This window comes from Pseudomonas sp. NFPP07 (assembly GCF_900115645.1).
GTDB classification, from domain to species: Bacteria; Pseudomonadota; Gammaproteobacteria; order Pseudomonadales; family Pseudomonadaceae; genus Aquipseudomonas; species Aquipseudomonas chlororaphis.
Map to the genome: position 1 here is coordinate 603,872 of NZ_FOXG01000003.1, position 16,888 is coordinate 620,759.

Annotated in this window: 28 protein-coding genes, 1 tRNA gene and 1 pseudogene; 9 read left to right on the top strand and 21 right to left on the bottom strand. The window is 58.3% G+C overall.

Features of this window, described 5'->3' with window-relative positions; all coding sequences use genetic code 11:
• Positions 1-121 precede the first annotated feature (121 nt).
• From thrS to BM019_RS10975, 9 genes are all read left to right on the top strand, one after another.
• Positions 122-2,044, top strand: coding sequence for a threonine--tRNA ligase (gene thrS, locus BM019_RS10935; RefSeq protein ID WP_009043059.1), 1,923 nt, complete (start codon positions 122-124; stop codon positions 2,042-2,044).
• Positions 2,044-2,595 (top strand): translation initiation factor IF-3, encoded by a 552-nt coding sequence (infC, locus tag BM019_RS10940; protein WP_169914426.1) that lies wholly within the window; start codon positions 2,044-2,046, stop codon positions 2,593-2,595. Before thrS ends, infC begins: the two co-directional genes overlap by 1 nt.
• Positions 2,596-2,655: 60 nt before the next feature.
• Positions 2,656-2,850 (top strand): 50S ribosomal protein L35, encoded by a 195-nt coding sequence (rpmI, locus tag BM019_RS10945; protein WP_002553160.1) that lies wholly within the window; start codon positions 2,656-2,658, stop codon positions 2,848-2,850.
• Positions 2,851-2,880: 30 nt separating this feature from the next.
• The gene (rplT, locus tag BM019_RS10950; protein ID WP_007905879.1) at positions 2,881-3,237 is read left to right on the top strand and encodes a 50S ribosomal protein L20; all 357 of its coding nucleotides are present in this window, start codon (positions 2,881-2,883) and stop codon (positions 3,235-3,237) included.
• Positions 3,238-3,346: 109 nt separating this feature from the next.
• Positions 3,347-4,363 (top strand): phenylalanine--tRNA ligase subunit alpha, encoded by a 1,017-nt coding sequence (gene pheS / locus BM019_RS10955; RefSeq protein WP_007920512.1) that lies wholly within the window; start codon positions 3,347-3,349, stop codon positions 4,361-4,363.
• A gap of 36 nt (positions 4,364-4,399) precedes the next feature.
• Entirely contained in the window at positions 4,400-6,778 is a 2,379-nt protein-coding gene (gene pheT, locus BM019_RS10960) for a phenylalanine--tRNA ligase subunit beta (RefSeq protein WP_092418231.1), read from the top strand.
• 3 nt (positions 6,779-6,781) lie between these two features.
• The gene (gene ihfA, locus BM019_RS10965) at positions 6,782-7,084 is read left to right on the top strand and encodes an integration host factor subunit alpha (RefSeq protein WP_002553164.1); all 303 of its coding nucleotides are present in this window, start codon (positions 6,782-6,784) and stop codon (positions 7,082-7,084) included.
• Positions 7,065-7,421: a MerR family transcriptional regulator gene (locus BM019_RS10970; RefSeq protein ID WP_007920509.1), complete on the top strand. Its 357-nt coding sequence runs from the start codon at positions 7,065-7,067 to the stop codon at positions 7,419-7,421. Before ihfA ends, BM019_RS10970 begins: the two co-directional genes overlap by 20 nt.
• 91 nt (positions 7,422-7,512) lie before the next feature.
• Positions 7,513-7,589 (top strand) — tRNA-Pro (locus tag BM019_RS10975).
• Between the two features lie 79 nt (positions 7,590-7,668).
• On the opposite strand, the gene BM019_RS10980 is transcribed toward BM019_RS10975, so the two are convergent.
• From BM019_RS10980 to BM019_RS30770, 21 genes and pseudogenes are all read right to left on the bottom strand, one after another.
• Positions 7,669-8,832 carry a tyrosine-type recombinase/integrase gene (locus BM019_RS10980; protein ID WP_239691063.1) on the bottom strand — a complete coding sequence of 388 codons (1,164 nt, stop codon included), beginning with the start codon at positions 8,830-8,832 and terminating at the stop codon, positions 7,669-7,671.
• Entirely contained in the window at positions 8,718-9,107 is a 390-nt protein-coding gene (locus BM019_RS31000) for a hypothetical protein (protein WP_239691059.1), read from the bottom strand. The genes BM019_RS10980 and BM019_RS31000 overlap by 115 nt, the downstream gene beginning before the upstream one ends.
• Entirely contained in the window at positions 9,104-9,289 is a 186-nt protein-coding gene (locus BM019_RS10985) for a hypothetical protein (RefSeq protein ID WP_092418233.1), read from the bottom strand. The genes BM019_RS31000 and BM019_RS10985 overlap by 4 nt, the downstream gene beginning before the upstream one ends.
• 71 nt (positions 9,290-9,360) lie before the next feature.
• Positions 9,361-9,663, bottom strand: a complete 303-nt coding sequence (locus tag BM019_RS10990; RefSeq protein ID WP_092418234.1) for a hypothetical protein — start codon at positions 9,661-9,663, stop codon at positions 9,361-9,363.
• A 68-nt stretch (positions 9,664-9,731) separates the two neighbouring features.
• The gene (locus BM019_RS10995) at positions 9,732-10,019 is read right to left on the bottom strand and encodes a hypothetical protein (RefSeq protein WP_239691060.1); all 288 of its coding nucleotides are present in this window, start codon (positions 10,017-10,019) and stop codon (positions 9,732-9,734) included.
• A 101-nt stretch (positions 10,020-10,120) separates the two neighbouring features.
• A complete protein-coding gene (locus BM019_RS11000; protein WP_092418235.1) occupies positions 10,121-10,489 on the bottom strand; it encodes a phage protein NinX family protein in 369 nt (122 codons plus the stop codon).
• Positions 10,486-10,851, bottom strand: coding sequence for a hypothetical protein (locus tag BM019_RS11005; RefSeq protein WP_092418236.1), 366 nt, complete (start codon positions 10,849-10,851; stop codon positions 10,486-10,488). The genes BM019_RS11000 and BM019_RS11005 overlap by 4 nt, the downstream gene beginning before the upstream one ends.
• 47 nt (positions 10,852-10,898) lie before the next feature.
• A complete protein-coding gene (locus tag BM019_RS11010) occupies positions 10,899-11,789 on the bottom strand; it encodes a hypothetical protein (protein WP_092418237.1) in 891 nt (296 codons plus the stop codon).
• Complete coding sequence (locus BM019_RS11015; RefSeq protein WP_092418238.1) at positions 11,786-12,073, bottom strand: hypothetical protein; 288 nt, start codon at positions 12,071-12,073, stop codon at positions 11,786-11,788. Before BM019_RS11015 ends, BM019_RS11010 begins: the two co-directional genes overlap by 4 nt.
• Positions 12,074-12,238: 165 nt before the next feature.
• Positions 12,239-12,499, bottom strand: coding sequence for a hypothetical protein (locus BM019_RS11020; protein WP_092418239.1), 261 nt, complete (start codon positions 12,497-12,499; stop codon positions 12,239-12,241).
• Positions 12,496-12,813 (bottom strand): hypothetical protein, encoded by a 318-nt coding sequence (locus BM019_RS11025; RefSeq protein WP_239691061.1) that lies wholly within the window; start codon positions 12,811-12,813, stop codon positions 12,496-12,498. Before BM019_RS11025 ends, BM019_RS11020 begins: the two co-directional genes overlap by 4 nt.
• Before the next feature lie 9 nt (positions 12,814-12,822).
• Positions 12,823-13,617: a DNA cytosine methyltransferase gene (locus BM019_RS11030; RefSeq protein WP_092418240.1), complete on the bottom strand. Its 795-nt coding sequence runs from the start codon at positions 13,615-13,617 to the stop codon at positions 12,823-12,825.
• A 15-nt stretch (positions 13,618-13,632) separates the two neighbouring features.
• Complete coding sequence (locus BM019_RS11035; RefSeq protein ID WP_092418241.1) at positions 13,633-13,845, bottom strand: hypothetical protein; 213 nt, start codon at positions 13,843-13,845, stop codon at positions 13,633-13,635.
• The gene (locus tag BM019_RS11040; RefSeq protein WP_092418242.1) at positions 13,842-14,471 is read right to left on the bottom strand and encodes a lambda exonuclease family protein; all 630 of its coding nucleotides are present in this window, start codon (positions 14,469-14,471) and stop codon (positions 13,842-13,844) included. The genes BM019_RS11035 and BM019_RS11040 overlap by 4 nt, the downstream gene beginning before the upstream one ends.
• On the bottom strand, positions 14,455-15,195 hold the full coding sequence (gene bet / locus BM019_RS11045) for a phage recombination protein Bet (protein WP_204840176.1): 741 nt from the start codon (positions 15,193-15,195) through the stop codon (positions 14,455-14,457). Before bet ends, BM019_RS11040 begins: the two co-directional genes overlap by 17 nt.
• Positions 15,196-15,237: 42 nt before the next feature.
• A complete protein-coding gene (locus tag BM019_RS11050) occupies positions 15,238-15,516 on the bottom strand; it encodes a hypothetical protein (RefSeq protein ID WP_092418243.1) in 279 nt (92 codons plus the stop codon).
• Positions 15,517-15,672: 156 nt separating this feature from the next.
• On the bottom strand, positions 15,673-15,807 hold the full coding sequence (locus tag BM019_RS31165; RefSeq protein WP_275668614.1) for a hypothetical protein: 135 nt from the start codon (positions 15,805-15,807) through the stop codon (positions 15,673-15,675).
• The gene (locus tag BM019_RS30765; protein WP_175510616.1) at positions 15,804-15,974 is read right to left on the bottom strand and encodes a heavy-metal-associated domain-containing protein; all 171 of its coding nucleotides are present in this window, start codon (positions 15,972-15,974) and stop codon (positions 15,804-15,806) included. Before BM019_RS30765 ends, BM019_RS31165 begins: the two co-directional genes overlap by 4 nt.
• Positions 15,971-16,183, bottom strand: a complete 213-nt coding sequence (locus BM019_RS11055; RefSeq protein WP_092418244.1) for a hypothetical protein — start codon at positions 16,181-16,183, stop codon at positions 15,971-15,973. Before BM019_RS11055 ends, BM019_RS30765 begins: the two co-directional genes overlap by 4 nt.
• The gene (locus tag BM019_RS11060) at positions 16,180-16,602 is read right to left on the bottom strand and encodes a hypothetical protein (protein WP_175510618.1); all 423 of its coding nucleotides are present in this window, start codon (positions 16,600-16,602) and stop codon (positions 16,180-16,182) included. The genes BM019_RS11055 and BM019_RS11060 overlap by 4 nt, the downstream gene beginning before the upstream one ends.
• 102 nt (positions 16,603-16,704) lie before the next feature.
• Positions 16,705-16,888 (bottom strand): annotated as a pseudogene (locus BM019_RS30770) (hypothetical protein); the annotation flags it as partial.

Here is a 16,888-nt window from a genome sequence, read left to right on the forward strand (position 1 = left end):
CGCAAGGCTCCTGCCACTGTGAGGCAGGCGTTCGTCACGAACGGCCTGGATCGAACCGCGTACTGGCTCATCCCAACCCACGTGACCTTTGGTAGGGGTCACCACTAGGAGAGGAGGCGCCATGCCCACTATTACTCTTCCCGACGGCAGTCAACGTTCATTCGATCATCCGGTTTCCGTAGCCGAGGTCGCCGCATCCATTGGTGCAGGTCTGGCCAAGGCCACCGTGGCCGGCAAGGTCAATGGCAAATTGGTCGACGCCTGCGATCTGATCGACAGCGACGCGACCCTGCAAATCATCACGCCAAAGGATGAAGAGGGGCTGGAGATCATTCGCCACTCTTGCGCTCACCTGGTTGGCCACGCGGTCAAGCAGCTGTATCCGACAGCGAAGATGGTTATCGGTCCGGTGATCGATGAAGGCTTCTATTACGATATCGCCTACGAGCGTCCTTTCACCCCGGACGACCTGGCGGCCATCGAGCAGCGCATGCAGCAGCTGATCGAGAAAGATTACGACGTCATCAAGAAGGTCACTCCGCGCGCCGAAGTGATCGAAGTGTTCAAGGCTCGCGGCGAAGACTACAAGCTGCGTCTGGTCGAGGACATGCCGAACGAACAGGCCATGGGCCTGTACTACCACGAAGAATACGTCGACATGTGCCGTGGTCCGCACGTGCCGAATACTCGCTTCCTCAAGTCCTTCAAACTGACCAAGCTGTCCGGCGCCTACTGGCGCGGCGATGCCAAGAACGAGCAACTGCAGCGCGTCTATGGCACTGCCTGGGCGGACAAGAAGCAGCTGGCGGCTTATATCCAGCGTATCGAAGAAGCCGAGAAGCGCGACCATCGCAAGATCGGCAAGCGTTTGGGCCTGTTCCATACCCAGGAAGAAGCGCCGGGCATGGTGTTCTGGCATCCGAACGGCTGGACCCTGTACCAGGTGCTCGAGCAGTACATGCGCAAGGTGCAGCGCGACAATGGCTACTTGGAGATCAAGACTCCGCAGGTGGTCGATCGCAGCCTGTGGGAGAAATCCGGGCACTGGGCCAACTACGCCGAAAACATGTTCACCACCGAGTCGGAAAGCCGCGACTACGCCATCAAGCCGATGAACTGCCCGTGCCACGTGCAGGTATTCAATCAGGGCCTGAAGAGCTACCGCGAGCTGCCGATGCGTCTGGCCGAGTTCGGTGCCTGCCACCGTAACGAGCCGTCCGGTGCATTGCACGGCATCATGCGTGTGCGTGCCTTCACCCAGGACGATGCGCATATCTTCTGCACCGAAGAGCAGATGCAGGCTGAATCCGCGGCATTCATCAAGCTGACCATGGATGTTTATGCCGACTTCGGCTTCAAGGACATCGAAATGAAGCTTTCCACTCGCCCTGAAAAGCGTGTGGGTTCCGACGAGCTGTGGGATCGCGCTGAAAATGCCTTGGCCGCCGCGCTTGATAGCGCCGGGCTGCCGTATGACCTGCAACCGGGCGAAGGGGCGTTCTACGGTCCGAAAATCGAGTTCTCGCTGAAAGACTGCCTGGGTCGTGTCTGGCAGTGTGGTACCCTGCAGCTCGATTTCAACCTGCCGATCCGTCTGGGTGCCGAGTACGTTTCCGAAGATAACAGCCGTAAGCATCCGGTGATGTTGCACCGGGCGATCCTCGGCTCCTTCGAGCGTTTCGTCGGTATTCTGATCGAGCATTACGAAGGGGCATTCCCTGCGTGGCTGGCTCCGACCCAGGCCGTAGTGATGAATATCACTGATAAACAGGCAGATTTTGCCCTCGAAGTGGAAAAAACCCTCAACCAAAGCGGATTTCGTGCCAAGTCCGACTTGAGAAATGAAAAGATCGGCTTTAAAATCCGCGAGCATACTTTGCTCAAGGTTCCCTATCTCTTGGTTATTGGAGATCGGGAAGTCGAGACGCAGACTGTCGCTGTGCGTACCCGTGAAGGTGCTGACCTGGGCTCCATGCCCGTCGCCCAATTCTCGGAGTTCCTTGCACAAGCGGTTTCCCGGCGTGGTCGCCCAGATTCGGAGTAATTATTATTAAGCGTGAAATGAGACAAGATAAACGAGCTGCACCGAAAGCCCCGATCAACGAGAATATCTCGGCACGCGAGGTTCGGTTAATTGGCGCTGACGGCGAGCAGATTGGCATCGTCTCGATTGATGAAGCGCTTCGTATTGCTGAAGAAGCCAAGCTTGATCTGGTGGAAATCTCCGCCGACGCAGTCCCACCGGTTTGCCGCGTGATGGACTACGGCAAGTCGATCTTCGAGAAGAAGAAGCAGATTGCCGCGGCGAAGAAGAACCAGAAGCAGATTCAGGTAAAAGAAATCAAGTTTCGTCCAGGGACGGAGGAAGGGGATTACCAGGTAAAACTGCGCAACCTGGTACGTTTCCTGAGTGACGGGGACAGGGCCAAGGTATCCTTGCGATTCCGCGGCCGTGAGATGGCCCACCAGGAGCTGGGGATGGAACTCCTCAAGCGGGTTGAAGCTGACCTGCAAGAGTACGGTTCGGTCGAACAGCATCCTAAGATGGAAGGACGCCAGCTGATCATGGTCATCGCCCCGAAAAAGAAGAAGTAATCAACAGGGCACGGCAGGCCTTCTGATTATGTTTATCAACTGAATGCGGAGTATCCGAACATGCCAAAGATGAAAACCAAAAGTGGTGCTGCTAAGCGGTTTCTGAAAACTGCTAACGGTATCAAGCACAAGCACGCTTTCAAGAGCCACATCCTGACCAAAATGTCGACCAAGCGTAAGCGTCAACTGCGCGGTAGCAGCTTGCTGCATCCGTCTGACGTGGCAAAAGTCGAGCGCATGCTGCGCCTTCGTTAATTTTTGGATCAAGAATAGAGGAAGTAACTCATGGCTCGTGTAAAGCGTGGCGTCATTGCCCGTAAACGTCACAAAAAAATTCTGAAACTTGCTAAAGGCTACTACGGCGCGCGCTCCCGCGTATTCCGTGTTGCCAAGCAAGCGGTAATCAAGGCAGGCCAATACGCCTACCGCGACCGTCGTCAGAAAAAACGTCAGTTCCGCGCTCTGTGGATCGCTCGTATCAACGCTGGTGCTCGTATCAACGGTCTGTCCTACAGCCGTTTCATCGCCGGCCTGAAAAAAGCGTCCATCGAGATCGACCGTAAGGTTCTGGCTGATCTGGCAGTGAACGAAAAAGCGGCGTTTGCTGCGATTGTCGAGAAAGCTAAAGCCACTCTGGCTTAAGTACCCCCGACAGTCACCCGGGCTCACCTCTGTGGGCCCAGGTGTTAAACGTCATAAATAGGGGAAGAGCCTACAAGCTCTTCCCCTATTTTGTATCTGGAGTCTGTACATGGAAAACCTGGATGCGCTGGTCTCTCAAGCACTAGAGGCTGTGCAAAGCGCTGAAGACATCAATGCCCTGGAGCAAATCCGGGTTCAGTACCTTGGCAAGAAGGGTGAATTGACTCAGGTGATGAAGACCCTGGGGAATTTGCCGGCAGAGGAGCGCCCGCAGGTCGGCGCCCTGATCAACGTTGCCAAGGAGCGTGTTACAGAGGCTCTCAATACGCGTAAGGCTTTGTTTGAAGAAGCCGAGCTGGCTGCCAAACTGTCCGCCGAGTCCATCGATGTGACCCTGCCTGGCCGTGGCCAGGTCTCCGGCGGTTTGCATCCTGTGACCCGGACTCTGGAACGTATTGAACAGTTCTTCACTCATATCGGCTACGGCATCGCCGAAGGCCCTGAGGTCGAAGACGACTATCACAACTTCGAGGCGCTCAACATCCCAGGCCACCACCCGGCCCGTTCGATGCATGACACCTTCTATTTCAATGCGAACATGTTGTTGCGCACCCATACCTCTCCGGTACAGGTCCGCACCATGGAATCGCAGCAGCCGCCGATCCGCATCGTCTGCCCAGGCCGTGTGTACCGTAGCGACTCCGATATCACCCACTCGCCGATGTTCCATCAGGTCGAAGGCCTGCTGATCGATCGCGACATCAATTTCGCCGACCTCAAAGGGACCATCGAAGAGTTCCTGCGGGTGTTCTTCGAAAAAGAACTGGCAGTGCGCTTCCGTCCTTCGTACTTCCCGTTCACCGAGCCGTCCGCTGAAGTCGACATGGAATGTGTGATGTGCAGCGGCAAGGGCTGCCGTGTCTGCAAGCAGACTGGATGGCTGGAAGTCATGGGCTGCGGCATGGTTCACCCGAACGTGCTGCGCATGTCCGGGATCGATCCGGAAGAGTTCCAGGGTTTTGCCTTTGGCATGGGCGCCGAGCGTCTGGCCATGCTGCGTTACGGCGTGAATGACTTGCGCCTGTTCTTCGACAACGACTTGCGGTTCCTCGCGCAATTTCGCTAGGTCGCACGCCCGTAACGAATCTTTCAGGAGAGCAGGATGAAATTCAGTGAACAATGGCTGCGCGGCTGGGTAAGCCCGCAGGTAAGTCGCGATGAGCTGGTTGCTCGTCTGTCGATGGCCGGTCTTGAGGTCGATAGCGTAACGCCGGCCGCCGGGGTTTTCAGTGGCGTGGTGGTGGGCGAGGTGCTGAGCACCGAGCAACACCCTGATGCTGACAAACTGCGTGTTTGCCAGGTCAGCAATGGTGCGGAAACCTTCCAGGTCGTGTGCGGTGCGCCAAACGTGCGTCCGGGCCTGAAGATCCCTTTCGCCATGATCGGCGCGGAGCTGCCTGGCGACTTCAAGATCAAGAAGGCCAAGCTGCGCGGTGTCGAATCGAACGGCATGCTGTGCTCCCAGGCAGAACTGCAGGTGGGAGAGGGCAATGACGGTCTGATGGAATTGCCGGCCGATGCGCCGGTAGGCAAGGATTTCCGTGAGTACCTGGAACTGGACGATGCCAGCATTGAAGTCGACCTGACTCCTAACCGCGGTGACTGCCTGTCGCTGGCGGGGCTCGCCCGTGAAGTCGGCGCGCTCTATGCCGCACCAGTCACCCGTCCGGTGGTGCTATCCGTCGCGCCTGCGCACGATGAGGTGCGTCCGGTTGAAGTGCTGGCGCCCGCAGCGTGTCCGCGTTATCTGGGTCGGGTTATCCGTAATGTTGATCTGTCCAAGCCAACCCCGCTGTGGATGGTCGAGCGTCTGCGTCGCGCTGATGTACGCAGCATCGATGCGGCCGTAGACATCACCAACTACGTGATGCTGGAACTGGGGCAACCGCTGCATGCTTTTGACCTCGCCGAAATCAACGGTGGCATCCGTGTGCGGATGGCCGAAGAGGGCGAGAAGCTGGTCTTGCTTGACGGTCAGGAAGTAGTCCTGCGCAGCGATACCCTGGTTATCGCCGACCATACCCGTGCCCTGGCGATTGCCGGTGTCATGGGCGGCGAGCACAGCGGTGTAGCGGCAACTACCCGCGACGTTTTCCTGGAAAGTGCCTTCTTCGACCAGATCGCTGTCGCTGGTAAAGCCCGTTCCTATGGCCTGCACACCGACGCCTCGCATCGCTACGAGCGTGGTGTGGACTGGCAATTGGCCCGTGAAGCCATGGAGCGCGCCACCGGCTTGCTGCTGGAGATTACTGGTGGCGAAGCTGGCCCGATCATTGAAGCCGTCAGCGAGCAGCACCTGCCGTCGATCGCTCCGGTCACTTTGCGCGCCGAGCGCATCACCCAGATGCTGGGCATGGAAATCGAAGCGGCAGAAGTCGAGCGTCTGCTCGGTGCTCTGGGTCTGAAGATTTCCGCCGATGGAGCAGGGCAGTGGCGCGTTGAAGTGCCAAGCCATCGCTTCGACATCAGCCTGGAAGTCGATCTGATCGAAGAACTGGCTCGCCTGTACGGCTACAACCGCCTACCGGTTCGCTACCCTCAGGCGCGCCTGGCTCCACAAGCCAAGGCCGAAGCTCGTAGCGATCTGCCTGAGCTGCGTCGTTTGCTGGTGGCCCGCGGTTATCAGGAAGCTATTACTTACAGCTTCATCGATCCGAAACAGTTCGAGTTGTTTAATCCGGGAGTCGAGCCGCTGTTGCTGGCCAACCCGATTTCCAACGACATGGCTGCCATGCGTTCCTCGCTGTGGCCAGGGCTGGTCAAGGCGCTTCAGCACAACCTGAACCGCCAGCAGGACCGTGTCCGTCTGTTTGAGAGCGGCCTGCGTTTCGTCGGTCAACTGGAAGGCTTGAAGCAAGAGCCGATGCTGGCCGGCGTGGTATGCGGTACTCGTCTGCCGGAAGGCTGGGCACAAGGTCGCGATGTCGTGGACTTCTTCGACGTCAAGGCCGACGTGGAAGCGGTGCTGGGTTTTGCCGGTGCACTCGATGCGTTCACTTTCGTGCCTGGTAAGCACCCTGCGTTGCACCCGGGTCAAACCGCGCGCATCGAGCGTGAAGGTCGTCTGGTTGGTTATATTGGCGCTATCCACCCTGAGTTGTCGAAAACCCTCGGTCTCGACCGTCCGGTCTTCGTTTTCGAGCTGGTTCTGGCCGAAGTAGCCTCGGGAAAAATGCCTGAATTCCGTGAGTTGTCGCGCTTTCCTGAAGTGCGTCGTGACCTGGCCTTGCTGGCTGATCGCGATGTTGCTGCCAGTGCGGTACAGGATGTAATCCGTGAGAATGCAGGCGAATGGCTGACAGACCTCAGGTTGTTTGACGTGTACCAGGGTAAAGGCATTGATCCTCATAGAAAAAGCCTTGCAGTTGGCTTGACCTGGCAGCATCCATCGCGCACTCTTAATGACGATGAGGTGAACTCCACGACGCAAAATATCCTCACCTCGCTCGAACAAAGGTTGAACGCCACGTTAAGGAAGTGACGTATGGGGGCTCTGACGAAAGCTGAAATGGCCGAACGTCTCTACGAAGAGCTGGGCCTGAATAAACGTGAGGCCAAGGAATTGGTCGAGCTGTTTTTTGAGGAAATCAGGCACGCTCTCGAAGATAACGAACAGGTCAAACTGTCCGGTTTCGGTAACTTCGATCTTCGGGATAAACGCCAGCGACCTGGCCGCAACCCGAAGACGGGTGAAGAAATCCCGATCACGGCACGCCGTGTGGTCACCTTTCGTCCAGGGCAGAAGTTGAAGGCCCGAGTTGAGGCTTATGCTGGAACCAAGTCATAACGACGAGCTCCCGGTCATTCCGGGCAAGCGCTACTTCACCATTGGTGAAGTCAGCGAGCTCTGTGCGGTCAAACCGCATGTGCTGCGTTATTGGGAGCAGGAGTTTCCTCAACTCAACCCCGTCAAGCGCCGCGGAAATCGCCGGTATTATCAGCGCCAGGATGTGCTGATGATCCGGCAGATCCGCGCGCTGCTGTATGATCAGGGGTTCACCATCGGTGGAGCGCGCCTGCGCCTTTCCGGTGATGAAGCCAAAGACGACACCACCCAGTACAAGCAATTGATCCGTCAGATGATCTCCGAACTGGAGGACGTTCTGGTGGTACTCAAGAAATGATTTTCAGCTTTTAAAATACTTCCAAATTTCAAAAGCTTGCGATATATTCTTGAGCGCTTCGTTAAGAAGCAAACCCAGTAACACGCCTAGTCGGGGCGTAGCGCAGTCCGGTAGCGCACTAGCATGGGGTGCTAGGGGTCGAGTGTTCGAATCACTCCGTCCCGACCATATAATTCAATGACTTGGGCCAATGTTCGCAGCATTGGCCTTTTTCATGTGCGTGACATTTGCGTGACTTCTCGTTTTTTCACGCCTGCTTCCTCTTCAAAATTGTCAGTACCGGTCCACGTGAATCGGTAGCTGATACCATGTTCGCAGCTTCGATCAAATGCCCGAGCTCGGCACCTGAGTAATGACTGGTGATGCTGCCGTTCTTGTGGCCAAGAAGCGCCTTGCGGTCTTCTTCGGTTACACCTGCTGCGCGCAGCCGGCGGCCAAACGTATGTTTAAGGTCATGGATCCTGATGGATGCATACCCAGGGTGAGCGGGGCGAAGGTTTTCCTCCTGCCAGAGTTTCGCCGCTCTCACCCGCGCTTTCTTCCAGGCTGAGTCGTTCATGCGGTGCATCGCGGTACCGTTGTAAGGAAAAACCCATTCCTTGCTCAGGCCTCGCTGCTGCTCAATAATCGATTTCGCCACGCTATTGAGCACAACCAGGCGCTCATCACCATTTTTCACCCCGGACCGTTCATGCCGGCCGCCGAAATCAGCTGGTATCAGGAAAACACTAGTCCCCAGCTCCGGAACATGAATTTCCCAATCCCACCTCAATTTGCAGACCTCCTGCTCCCGCGTGCCGGTGTTCACCTTGAACAACGCCATCGTTTGTAGGTGAGCCGGCAACTCCCCGAAAAGAATCGACTGCTCCGGCCAAGACATTGGGTACGGTTTTCGGCTCGACTTCTTCTCTTCCAGCTTCGTGAGCATCGGCACGCTATCCAGCCACGGCCTCCGCTCATCGTCTCGCCACTTCCTGGCACATAACGATAAAACCCTAACCACGCGCTCGATCGAGATATTCACGGTTCGGTTGCTTACCCCTTTTTTCACTTTCCCGTTCTCGAGCTTCTTTGTCGACAGCCGATCCTTTATGAATGGCGCCAGGGCCTGATCATCAATGTGGGTCAGCGGCATGTCGCCTATGAATTGGTCTAGTTGCGAAAGGTGGTGTGCCGAAAGCTTGATTGATGGCTGGTCCTTGAACTCCAACAGGAAGCGAGTCGCCGCCTCCCGCCAGATTCTTACCTTCTTTACGCCGTACACCTTCTGTTGCCGGATCTGCTCCAGCCGGTAAATCAGGTAGCGCTCCGCTTCTTCCCGGTCACCAGTTCCAGTGCTTTCGTAAAGTCGTTCTCCGTTGATTTTCTTGTCGATATGCCAGATACCTTTCCTTTGGGAGAGGCCTGTAATCGATTTTCGCGCCATGATTTATCTCCTTTCAGGCGCTCGCTGCGGGGCAATTGTTGCTCCGTAGCGCGCTTTTTTTCAATTGCCTTGGCTTCGACATAGGCTGTTGCCCAGTCGTCCAGCTCCTGGCGGTCGAAGCCGACGCCGCGCTCGCCAATGGGAAATTCGTGAACATAAGGGCGGACTTCAGCGTCAAACACTGCCCGGCACATGCCGAGATATGCTGGTGCTTGCTTCGCCCGGATGAAGCGCGGTAGAAGCGCTAGCCCAGCACTCATAACTTCCTCCCTTCCTCGCGATGAGCCTTGTTCCAGCCGTCAATCCACCGCTGCTTGGAGTGGGGAGACGTGTCGTTTTCCGTTTCGAACGGGTTTTGCTTGAGGCCTACCCCTTTAAGGAAGGCCGCGTAGCCCTGCTCGAACGGGTTGATCTTCTGGCCATGCAGCTCAGCAGTTGCCATGGGTGTGCTCCATGCCGCCCACGGCGGCAGGCTTGTGAAAGTTGAGTGGTTATTTCTGTGGGGGGCTCGACCTATTCGGTCCGAAAGACTTCGCCGCATACCGAGCGCATCTCGTCTCGGTTTTTTGCCGGGGCGCGTCCAAACCATTCCTCAGCGATATTTGCCAGATCCTCTCTGGCGCCTGACCACCCTTCACCGCGGCGTAGCGCGATCACTCGCACTTGGTCGCCAAGACTGCTGCAGTTGCGGAGCTTTGTTCTTGAGCAGATGAAAATTCCCATGAGGGCATCCTCGCCCGCGAGCGGCGGGCCTATCTGAAAGTTGAGTGTGATTTGCAGAAAGGTCTTGCAGACGCCGGCGTTGCGCCGGTCCATGGTTTCAGCGTTCGCCCGGCCCGTTGTCCTGGCTATCCGTCGACTGCAACACGGGCTGTGGCGAACTCCTATTGCTGGATCAGCTCCGCGGGAACTTCGAAAAAGCCGAGCCGGCCCTTGAGCGGGGTGAACGGCAGCGGCTTTGGATCGCGCAGAAGGAATCCTTTCTGACCCATGTACCAGGGCGAGCCGCTGGTATCGACGCTATCAACCAGCTCAACCGAACCGATGATGCCGCCGCGTTGCAGCTCTTCGAAGGCAGGCATGTCGAACGGCGTGTCGTGAATTCCCTGCGCGATGCAGAAGTCGATCGCCGCCACCCACTCGCGCACCGTCATACCCTTGGCGGCGTGCACCAGGAACCGCCCGCGGAACTTCGTGTGCCAGCTGCGGTTCTCGATGTCCTTGCCGCCGTGGACGATCAGCCAGGCCTAGGGCTGGCGAATGCTCAAGGCCTTCATGGCATCAGCTCCTTGGGCACGCTGACCACCTCGCCGAGCTTGGCGGCGACGATGGCGCGGCAAATCGCTAATTCTGGTGTTCCCGCTTCAACCTCAGGGGTTTGCGGCTCGTCATCCGCCATCACGTGTGCTCGCCAATCACCTACGTACAAGGGGCTCAACTCGATCCGATACCGCTTGATCAAGTAGCTCAACCATACCCATCCCGTAGTTGGGTCGAATTTACACGTGGCGGAATCGCCGAGATAAACGAACGTGTATTCAGCGATTCCCGTGCAATAAACCTTCGGATCACGCCCATCAGCTTTCGCCACCGCCCAATCCAGCGCCGGCCCAATCAGCTCGGCGGTCTTCACTTCGATCATGGCGCAACCTGCTTGCGGTAACCCGCGTTGTACAGTGCCTCGCAGTAGCCGCGCTCGAGAGGGCCAGTGCTATCGCCCTTTTCCTCGAACAGGATCGACACCATGCGGTCTATGCAAGCCTTCCGCTCTTCCGCCGCGATCTGCTCGGGCGTGCGGATGGGGCGGAAGAACGACGGCTCAGCACAGCCTGCCCAGCATCCATTTTCGTAGGTGAAGAGTGCGGTATGGCTGCCGTTGTAATTCGGCTTTACCGCGAAGACTTCGACCTTCTGCCATTCATGCACGCGCTTGTGCTCACACACCGTTCCAACCGGCGGCAGGCCTTCGCCGCTCCAGGTCTGGATTTCATTTTCTACAGGCATGACTTGTCCTTTCGGCTTGATGCCGAGTTGAGAGAGTTGAAGGGGGATTACAGGCTGGGGTTGAGGCGGGCTACTTCGTCGAGGCAGGCGTCTGCAATTTCGTACAGTCGTGCTTCACTGTAGGTCAGCGGAACAAAGTCATCTTCTGACATGGTCCCAACGCCCCAGGCGCTCCATACCCTGGTGCAGTCGTAGGTGTCGCCGCCGATGGCCTGGGCGATGATATCTCGCAGCGCAACGCGCTCAGGCAGCACCACCGCTACCGGCGCGGGCTGCTCGGTGTAGAGCGGCACGGGCTTTCCGGCCATGCCAGAAATCATCTCCACCACTCTTGTGGAGCGTGACCATATCCGGATATCCCCATTATCGGCAAACACCGCGTATGCCACTGGATCAACCCCAGAAACAGGACGCTTGACGCTGGGTTGCCAACCATCTGCGCCGTAAGTTCCGATAATCCCGAGTATGTGTCGTCCATGCGGAAGATTTTCTAATGCTTCTACGGGCTGATCAGTGCCCAAATCAACATACCCGCCAGCGCCAATGTCGAGATACGCCACCGGCTCGCCCTGGGCGGCTTTCAGCGCGTCCAGTTCTTCGGTCAGCCTAGATATCTCGGTGCAGAGCTCGGTCTGTCCGTTCTTGCGGTCGATAGCCAGCTGGGTCAGCCTCTCCACCTCGGCCTGCAACCGGGTGACGTGTGGTTCCCATGCGTTGCATGCGGCGTTCCATCCACTCGTCTCGCCCAGGGCGTACTGCGAGAACACACTGTCCCAAGACTTACGCTGTGGCAGCACTTCCGGCTCCACGCCAGCAGCCGGCACAGCTCTGAGCGCATCGGCGATATCAGGCATGTAGGCAGCAACTTTTTTGTGTTGGTTGTTGGTCATGCACACCAAAACCTCACGCGGCATGCTGACCATTTCGTTATTGCTCATGGCTTCGCTCCAATGCAGCCTGCCGGGCAGGCGCCGCAGCAGGCGCCGCAGCAGGTGGGCTTCAGGGTGGGGTTGAGGGCGGCGTCGATCTCACGTATCAGCTCGCGCACGCTTATCTTTGCAGGGCTTTCAAGATGTGGAAGCGTTGCCTTGATGGTGGCCAACAACCCTTCCAGCTCATCCACCCGCTGATCCGCCACGGTCAGGCGCTGCTGTAGGGCCGCGACTATCGCGATAAGGTCTGAGTCCAGCTGGTCGGCCTGGTCTTTCTCTGCACTGTTCATTACTGGTCCTCCCGCGCGCGCAGCTCGGCCATGGCCGCCTGGCGCTGCTTGCTGCATTTGTCGTGGTTGCCATGGGCGCGCGAGTGGTTACAGATGCGCACATGACGTTGAGATCGAGCGGCTTCATGGGTCGCCCGCGGATTGTGGTCTTGCGGCGGAGGGTGGTCATTCTTCCCTCCAGTAGGTCACGCCGTCGTTGCAGGCCCACCCGGTCTTCCCGGGCGTATAGGTGGTGACCATCGCGCCCTGGCCACTTGAGGTGAATCCGTAGCCGGTTGAGGTCGTGCCCGAGATTTCCTCGATCTTCTTGCATTCATGGGCCTGGGCGAATGCCTTCCACTGCCTGTTTTCCTCGATGGCCGCCCACGCAGCCACGGCCATGAGTCCGATACCTGCTGCGATAATCAGGTATTCCTTGGCGATCATGATCCCTCCTTGAGCAAGTCGATGATGACCTTGATGCCGGCGGCCACGCTTGATGGCTGAGCTGTGGCGTAGGTGGTTAGGTCGCGGACGATCTTCGCCGCCACGGCCGGGTTGCGTATGGAGCTGCCGGCGGCGCGGGCCACCTCCAGGGCGTAGCGCTTGCCCTCCAGGAACATGACTTTGTTGATAGGGCCAGTAATGACGATCTCCGGAAGCGGCGGATTGGCCAGGACTGGCGGGATCAGCTTTGGCGCAGGCGCAGGGGCCCGGCCGGCGAACGCTTCTTCAAGCGCGCGGAATGTGAGCGGGTTCATGTTGGTTACTCATTCAGAAAGGATGGTGAATGCTGTTGCTGCCACTCTCGGAACCTGTCCATTGCCAAGGGCTTTAATTCGGTCCAGCCGGAAGGCCACCCCATCAGCCATTCGACCCACTCCGGGTTCAATGGGCCACCGACGACCTGGGGCAGGCACTCGCCTGATTTGCTGCCAGTCCTTTCCATTCGGCTCTTCCCTGGGTGTCTGTAATCGCGCCTGACAGGTGTCGGCCATAGCTTGACTGCTGCGCTCAGACCCCAGCCGGCGCTCTTGCTGCTGCCTGGTTGGTTGTGATTGCCATGTACCGTTATCGTGGGCCACAGCCCAGCAACGTTCGCGTTGATGGGGCGCTCCGCAGTCGGATGCTGAAACAATGCACCACTCCGCGTCATACCCCATTTCGGCAAGGTCACCGAGGACCAGTGCAAGTCCTCTTCCCACAAGCAGAGGTGAGTTTTCCACGTAGACGAATCGAGGTCGTACCTCGCCGACGATTCGCGCCATTTCACGCCAGAGCCCGGAGCGGGCGCCGTCGATGCCATCGCCATTCCCGGCAACTGATATGTCCTGACACGGGAATCCGCCAGAAACCACGTCAACAAGGCCGCGCCATGGTCTTCCGTTAAAACTGCACACGTCAGACCAAATTGGGAAAGGCGGGAAGGCTCCATCGTTTTGTCGTTGCGCCAGAACTTGTGCGGCGTAGGCATCACGCTCAACGGCGCAGACGGTACGCCACCCAAGGAGGTGGCCGCCGAGTATTCCGCCACCAGCGCCTGCGAAAAGAGCCAGCTCATTCATGCGATCTCCATGGGGTCAGTCGTTGCGGGTCACGCCCGCCAGGTCGCCGTCGCGCAGGACAGCCGTCTCTTTCAGTTCCAGCAGGATGGCCGCGGCGTGCTCGCGGTTGAGGGCGTAGAGGTACACGCTGAATGTGCCCTCTACGGTGGTGAAGTCGACGGGGAACAGGCGCCAGGTCCGGCCCTGCTCGATGACTACGGCGTCAAGGGTCAGGTGGTTGCTGATCATGCTGCACTCCTCATCCGCTCCCGCATTTCCTTCTCAAGGTCGGCCAGCTCTTCCAGAAAGGCCGTAATTTCGGCTTCCATCTCGGCGATGCGCTTGTCGTCGCGCTCGAATCGGAAGCAGGCGTACTGCAGTTCTTCAGGCATGCGATCGTCAAAACTGACAAAGTCGACCCAGGCACGCCCGGTGCAGGCCATCTGTGCGAGCATTTGCCACTCGTACTGGCTGTCGTGGCGCCCGGCCTGGATCACTGAAATGTGGGTGGCCGTATGCGGGCATTTGATTTCGATCAAGCCGTCGGTGCCGACAACGCCGTCAGGTGATGCCGCGAACCCAGCAATAACCGGATGTGCGATCAGACCCACTTCCTGAATCATCAGGCCTTTGTTGATCTCGTAGGCTGATTTGGCCACAGGCTCCAGCTCAGTGCCGCGCTGTACTGCCAGGTTGCGGGATAGGTCTGGCCCGCTCTGATTGCCCGTCAGGCGCTCACAGAGCAGGTCCATCATGTAGTTGCGGCGGGTGGCCGATGGCTCTTTGCCGCGACCCTTGGTCATCACGTCCTTGACCTTGCTGGCTGTCACCTTGCCCAGGCGAGCCCGAATCCACTCATCACTCCCCTGTTGCATCTGGCACCTCCTCAAAATCAGCGTCGACAGGCTCGGACAAGTCTTTTTTGCGCTCGTCCTTGGCCTTGGTGAGTGCCGCCCGCTCGGTCGGAAGATCTTTCCAGGCTACCGTGAAGGCCGCTTGAAGCTCTTCCATCGATTGGGCGTTACGGATGGTCTCGATTGCCGGCCCAGCGTCCACAGATGGAGGTGTAGCGTCATTGGTGACGATCCGTTCGGCCTCGTCTTGGTCATAGATGCCAGCAAAGCCGAACGCCAAGCGTGCGCACTGGATCATGGCCTTGTGGCGCAGCATGCGGCGCGGGTGTGACTGCCAAGGCTGCGTACCGCGCTTACATTCGGCCATGTACTCGGTGGCGCTGATCGCGTGCCCACGGTCCTTGCGGTAGATCTTGCAGGTGCATTCGGTGCCATCCTTGTCCATCGAGAATTCCATGCCGTCAAAGGCTGGGTTCTCGTTGATGATCCTGGCCCAGCCGTCAACGCCGACGACCGGAACGATGCCGCCCTTGTCCGGGAAGGCGTAAATCTCTTTCGTCCACGGGTTGAGGCCGTACTGGTCAGCGACGATCATCAGCGCCTGCATTTGTGCGTCGGTGACGGTGCCCTTGAACGCGGTGGCCTTTAGGGTCGCCATCATCTCTTGAGGGTCAACGCCGAAACGCTCGGCCATTCGCCCGGAAAGGGTCTTTGGTTTGATTGTGGCTACGCTGGTTGCGGACATGACTGTTCTCCGCGCCACCGGAGAGGGGCGCTGTGAAGGGGGTTATTGGGTGGCTTTGGCAATGGCTGCAGCGTTACGCTTGTAGCGTTCAGTGCCGATGTAGCCTGCTTTAAAGCACAAAGCTGCGTGCGTTTCTTGAAGCTCTGCCAGAAGGTCCGGCGCGGCGGCGATCAGCTTGGCATCTGCTTCCTCATACACGAAGTCAACGACCTGCTCTTGGTCTTCGTTGAAGTCGATTGCCCAGCCGCGCTGACCGACCCAACCCTGACCGCCAGTCTTGCGAGCGATCCAAGGACCAGGCGTGTGCTTTTTTTCCGTCATGACAGTTCCTTGCTGCGACGTGCGCAGCGCTTGAAGGGGTGGCTTAGGAAGTGATGCGATCGGCGAGGGCGCCCAGCAGCATCAGGAATGTACAAAGGAGAAGGGTGATTGCAGATCCGCGCCAGTAGGCGATCCTCCTGGCTTGCTGGAGAGACCTCACTTCACCACCCCTGCACAGTGCGGAACCTGCGGAATCTCAGGCCGATGCTCGACTGCAAAGGAAAACCCCCAGATCCCGGCGCCGCAGAAGAGAAGCCATGCAGCGGCTTTGATGAATTCGCGCGCGGTCATGGCCGAACCCTCACTGCGATCCGGCCGCCCTTGATCACTTCAGCAAGCTTCGGAGGGATAGCGGAGACAGGGAGGTCACGTGGAAGCCCTGCGCCGAGGATGGCCAGGGTGCGCTCGATCTGCTCGAGCTGTTCGTCGATCAAGGTCTTTACGGGTGAAGTGGTCATGCTGACCTCCGTAGGTAAGCGCTTCGTTCGGTGAACTTGGTGTCGAGCTCGTCTCGGTAGCGGTTTGCTGTTCGTGAGTCGATCAGCTCTGCGAACTCGGCCAACTCGATCATGCCCATGACGAAGGTTCGGTCTTGAGCGGGGTTGTGAGTGCGGCTGATCTTCGAGATCTCGTATTCGATCCCTGATGAGGCTTTGACGTCGTTCACAGTTCGTTATCCTCGGCGATGGCGATCAGGGCGTCGTCGGCCAGCGGCTCAAGAAGCGCCTCGGCGATCTCGCCAAACACCCCAAAGCGATGGCTGCTGTAACCAAGCAGGTCGACAATTGAAGTGGGGTTCTTGCAGCCGCAGCGAGCCTCGATGAGCAGGGCACCCAAGGCCGGGCTACTGACCTGGCAATCAGCGAGACGACTGTTTGCGAACTGGTCCAACGCAAGCTCGAATTGCTTCGCCGTGACTCCTTGGCGCTGGCGGAATCGGCGCTGGAACGAAACGTCCCCGCCATTGCACAGCGTCTCGGTCGCGTCGTAGATCCAGTCGGCCCGCGCGTTCTCCCGCGGGCTTTCACTCACCGGAGGCGGCAAGCGTTCGTCATACTCAAACTGTGCTTCGCGTAGTGCGCTCATTATCGCCTCCGTCGGCGGCTGGTGATGGGTGCGAGCGGCCGGCGCTTCCCGGCACGCGTCAGGTCTGGCTGATCAAGCCCCGCGACTCGCTCGCATGGCTGGTTACGCCTTGACGAATTTGTTGTTGCCGTCGAGCCGGTAAGCAACATCAGATTCGATGCCGTCTTCGCCGACATAGGCGATGTGGGTGCGGTAGCGTTCTGTCTTGCTGCACCACTTGCGGATGCGCAACTCGGATTTCGCCCCCCCGGTCAGGGTCGAGTCGTCGCCCCCGGTCAGGGTCGAG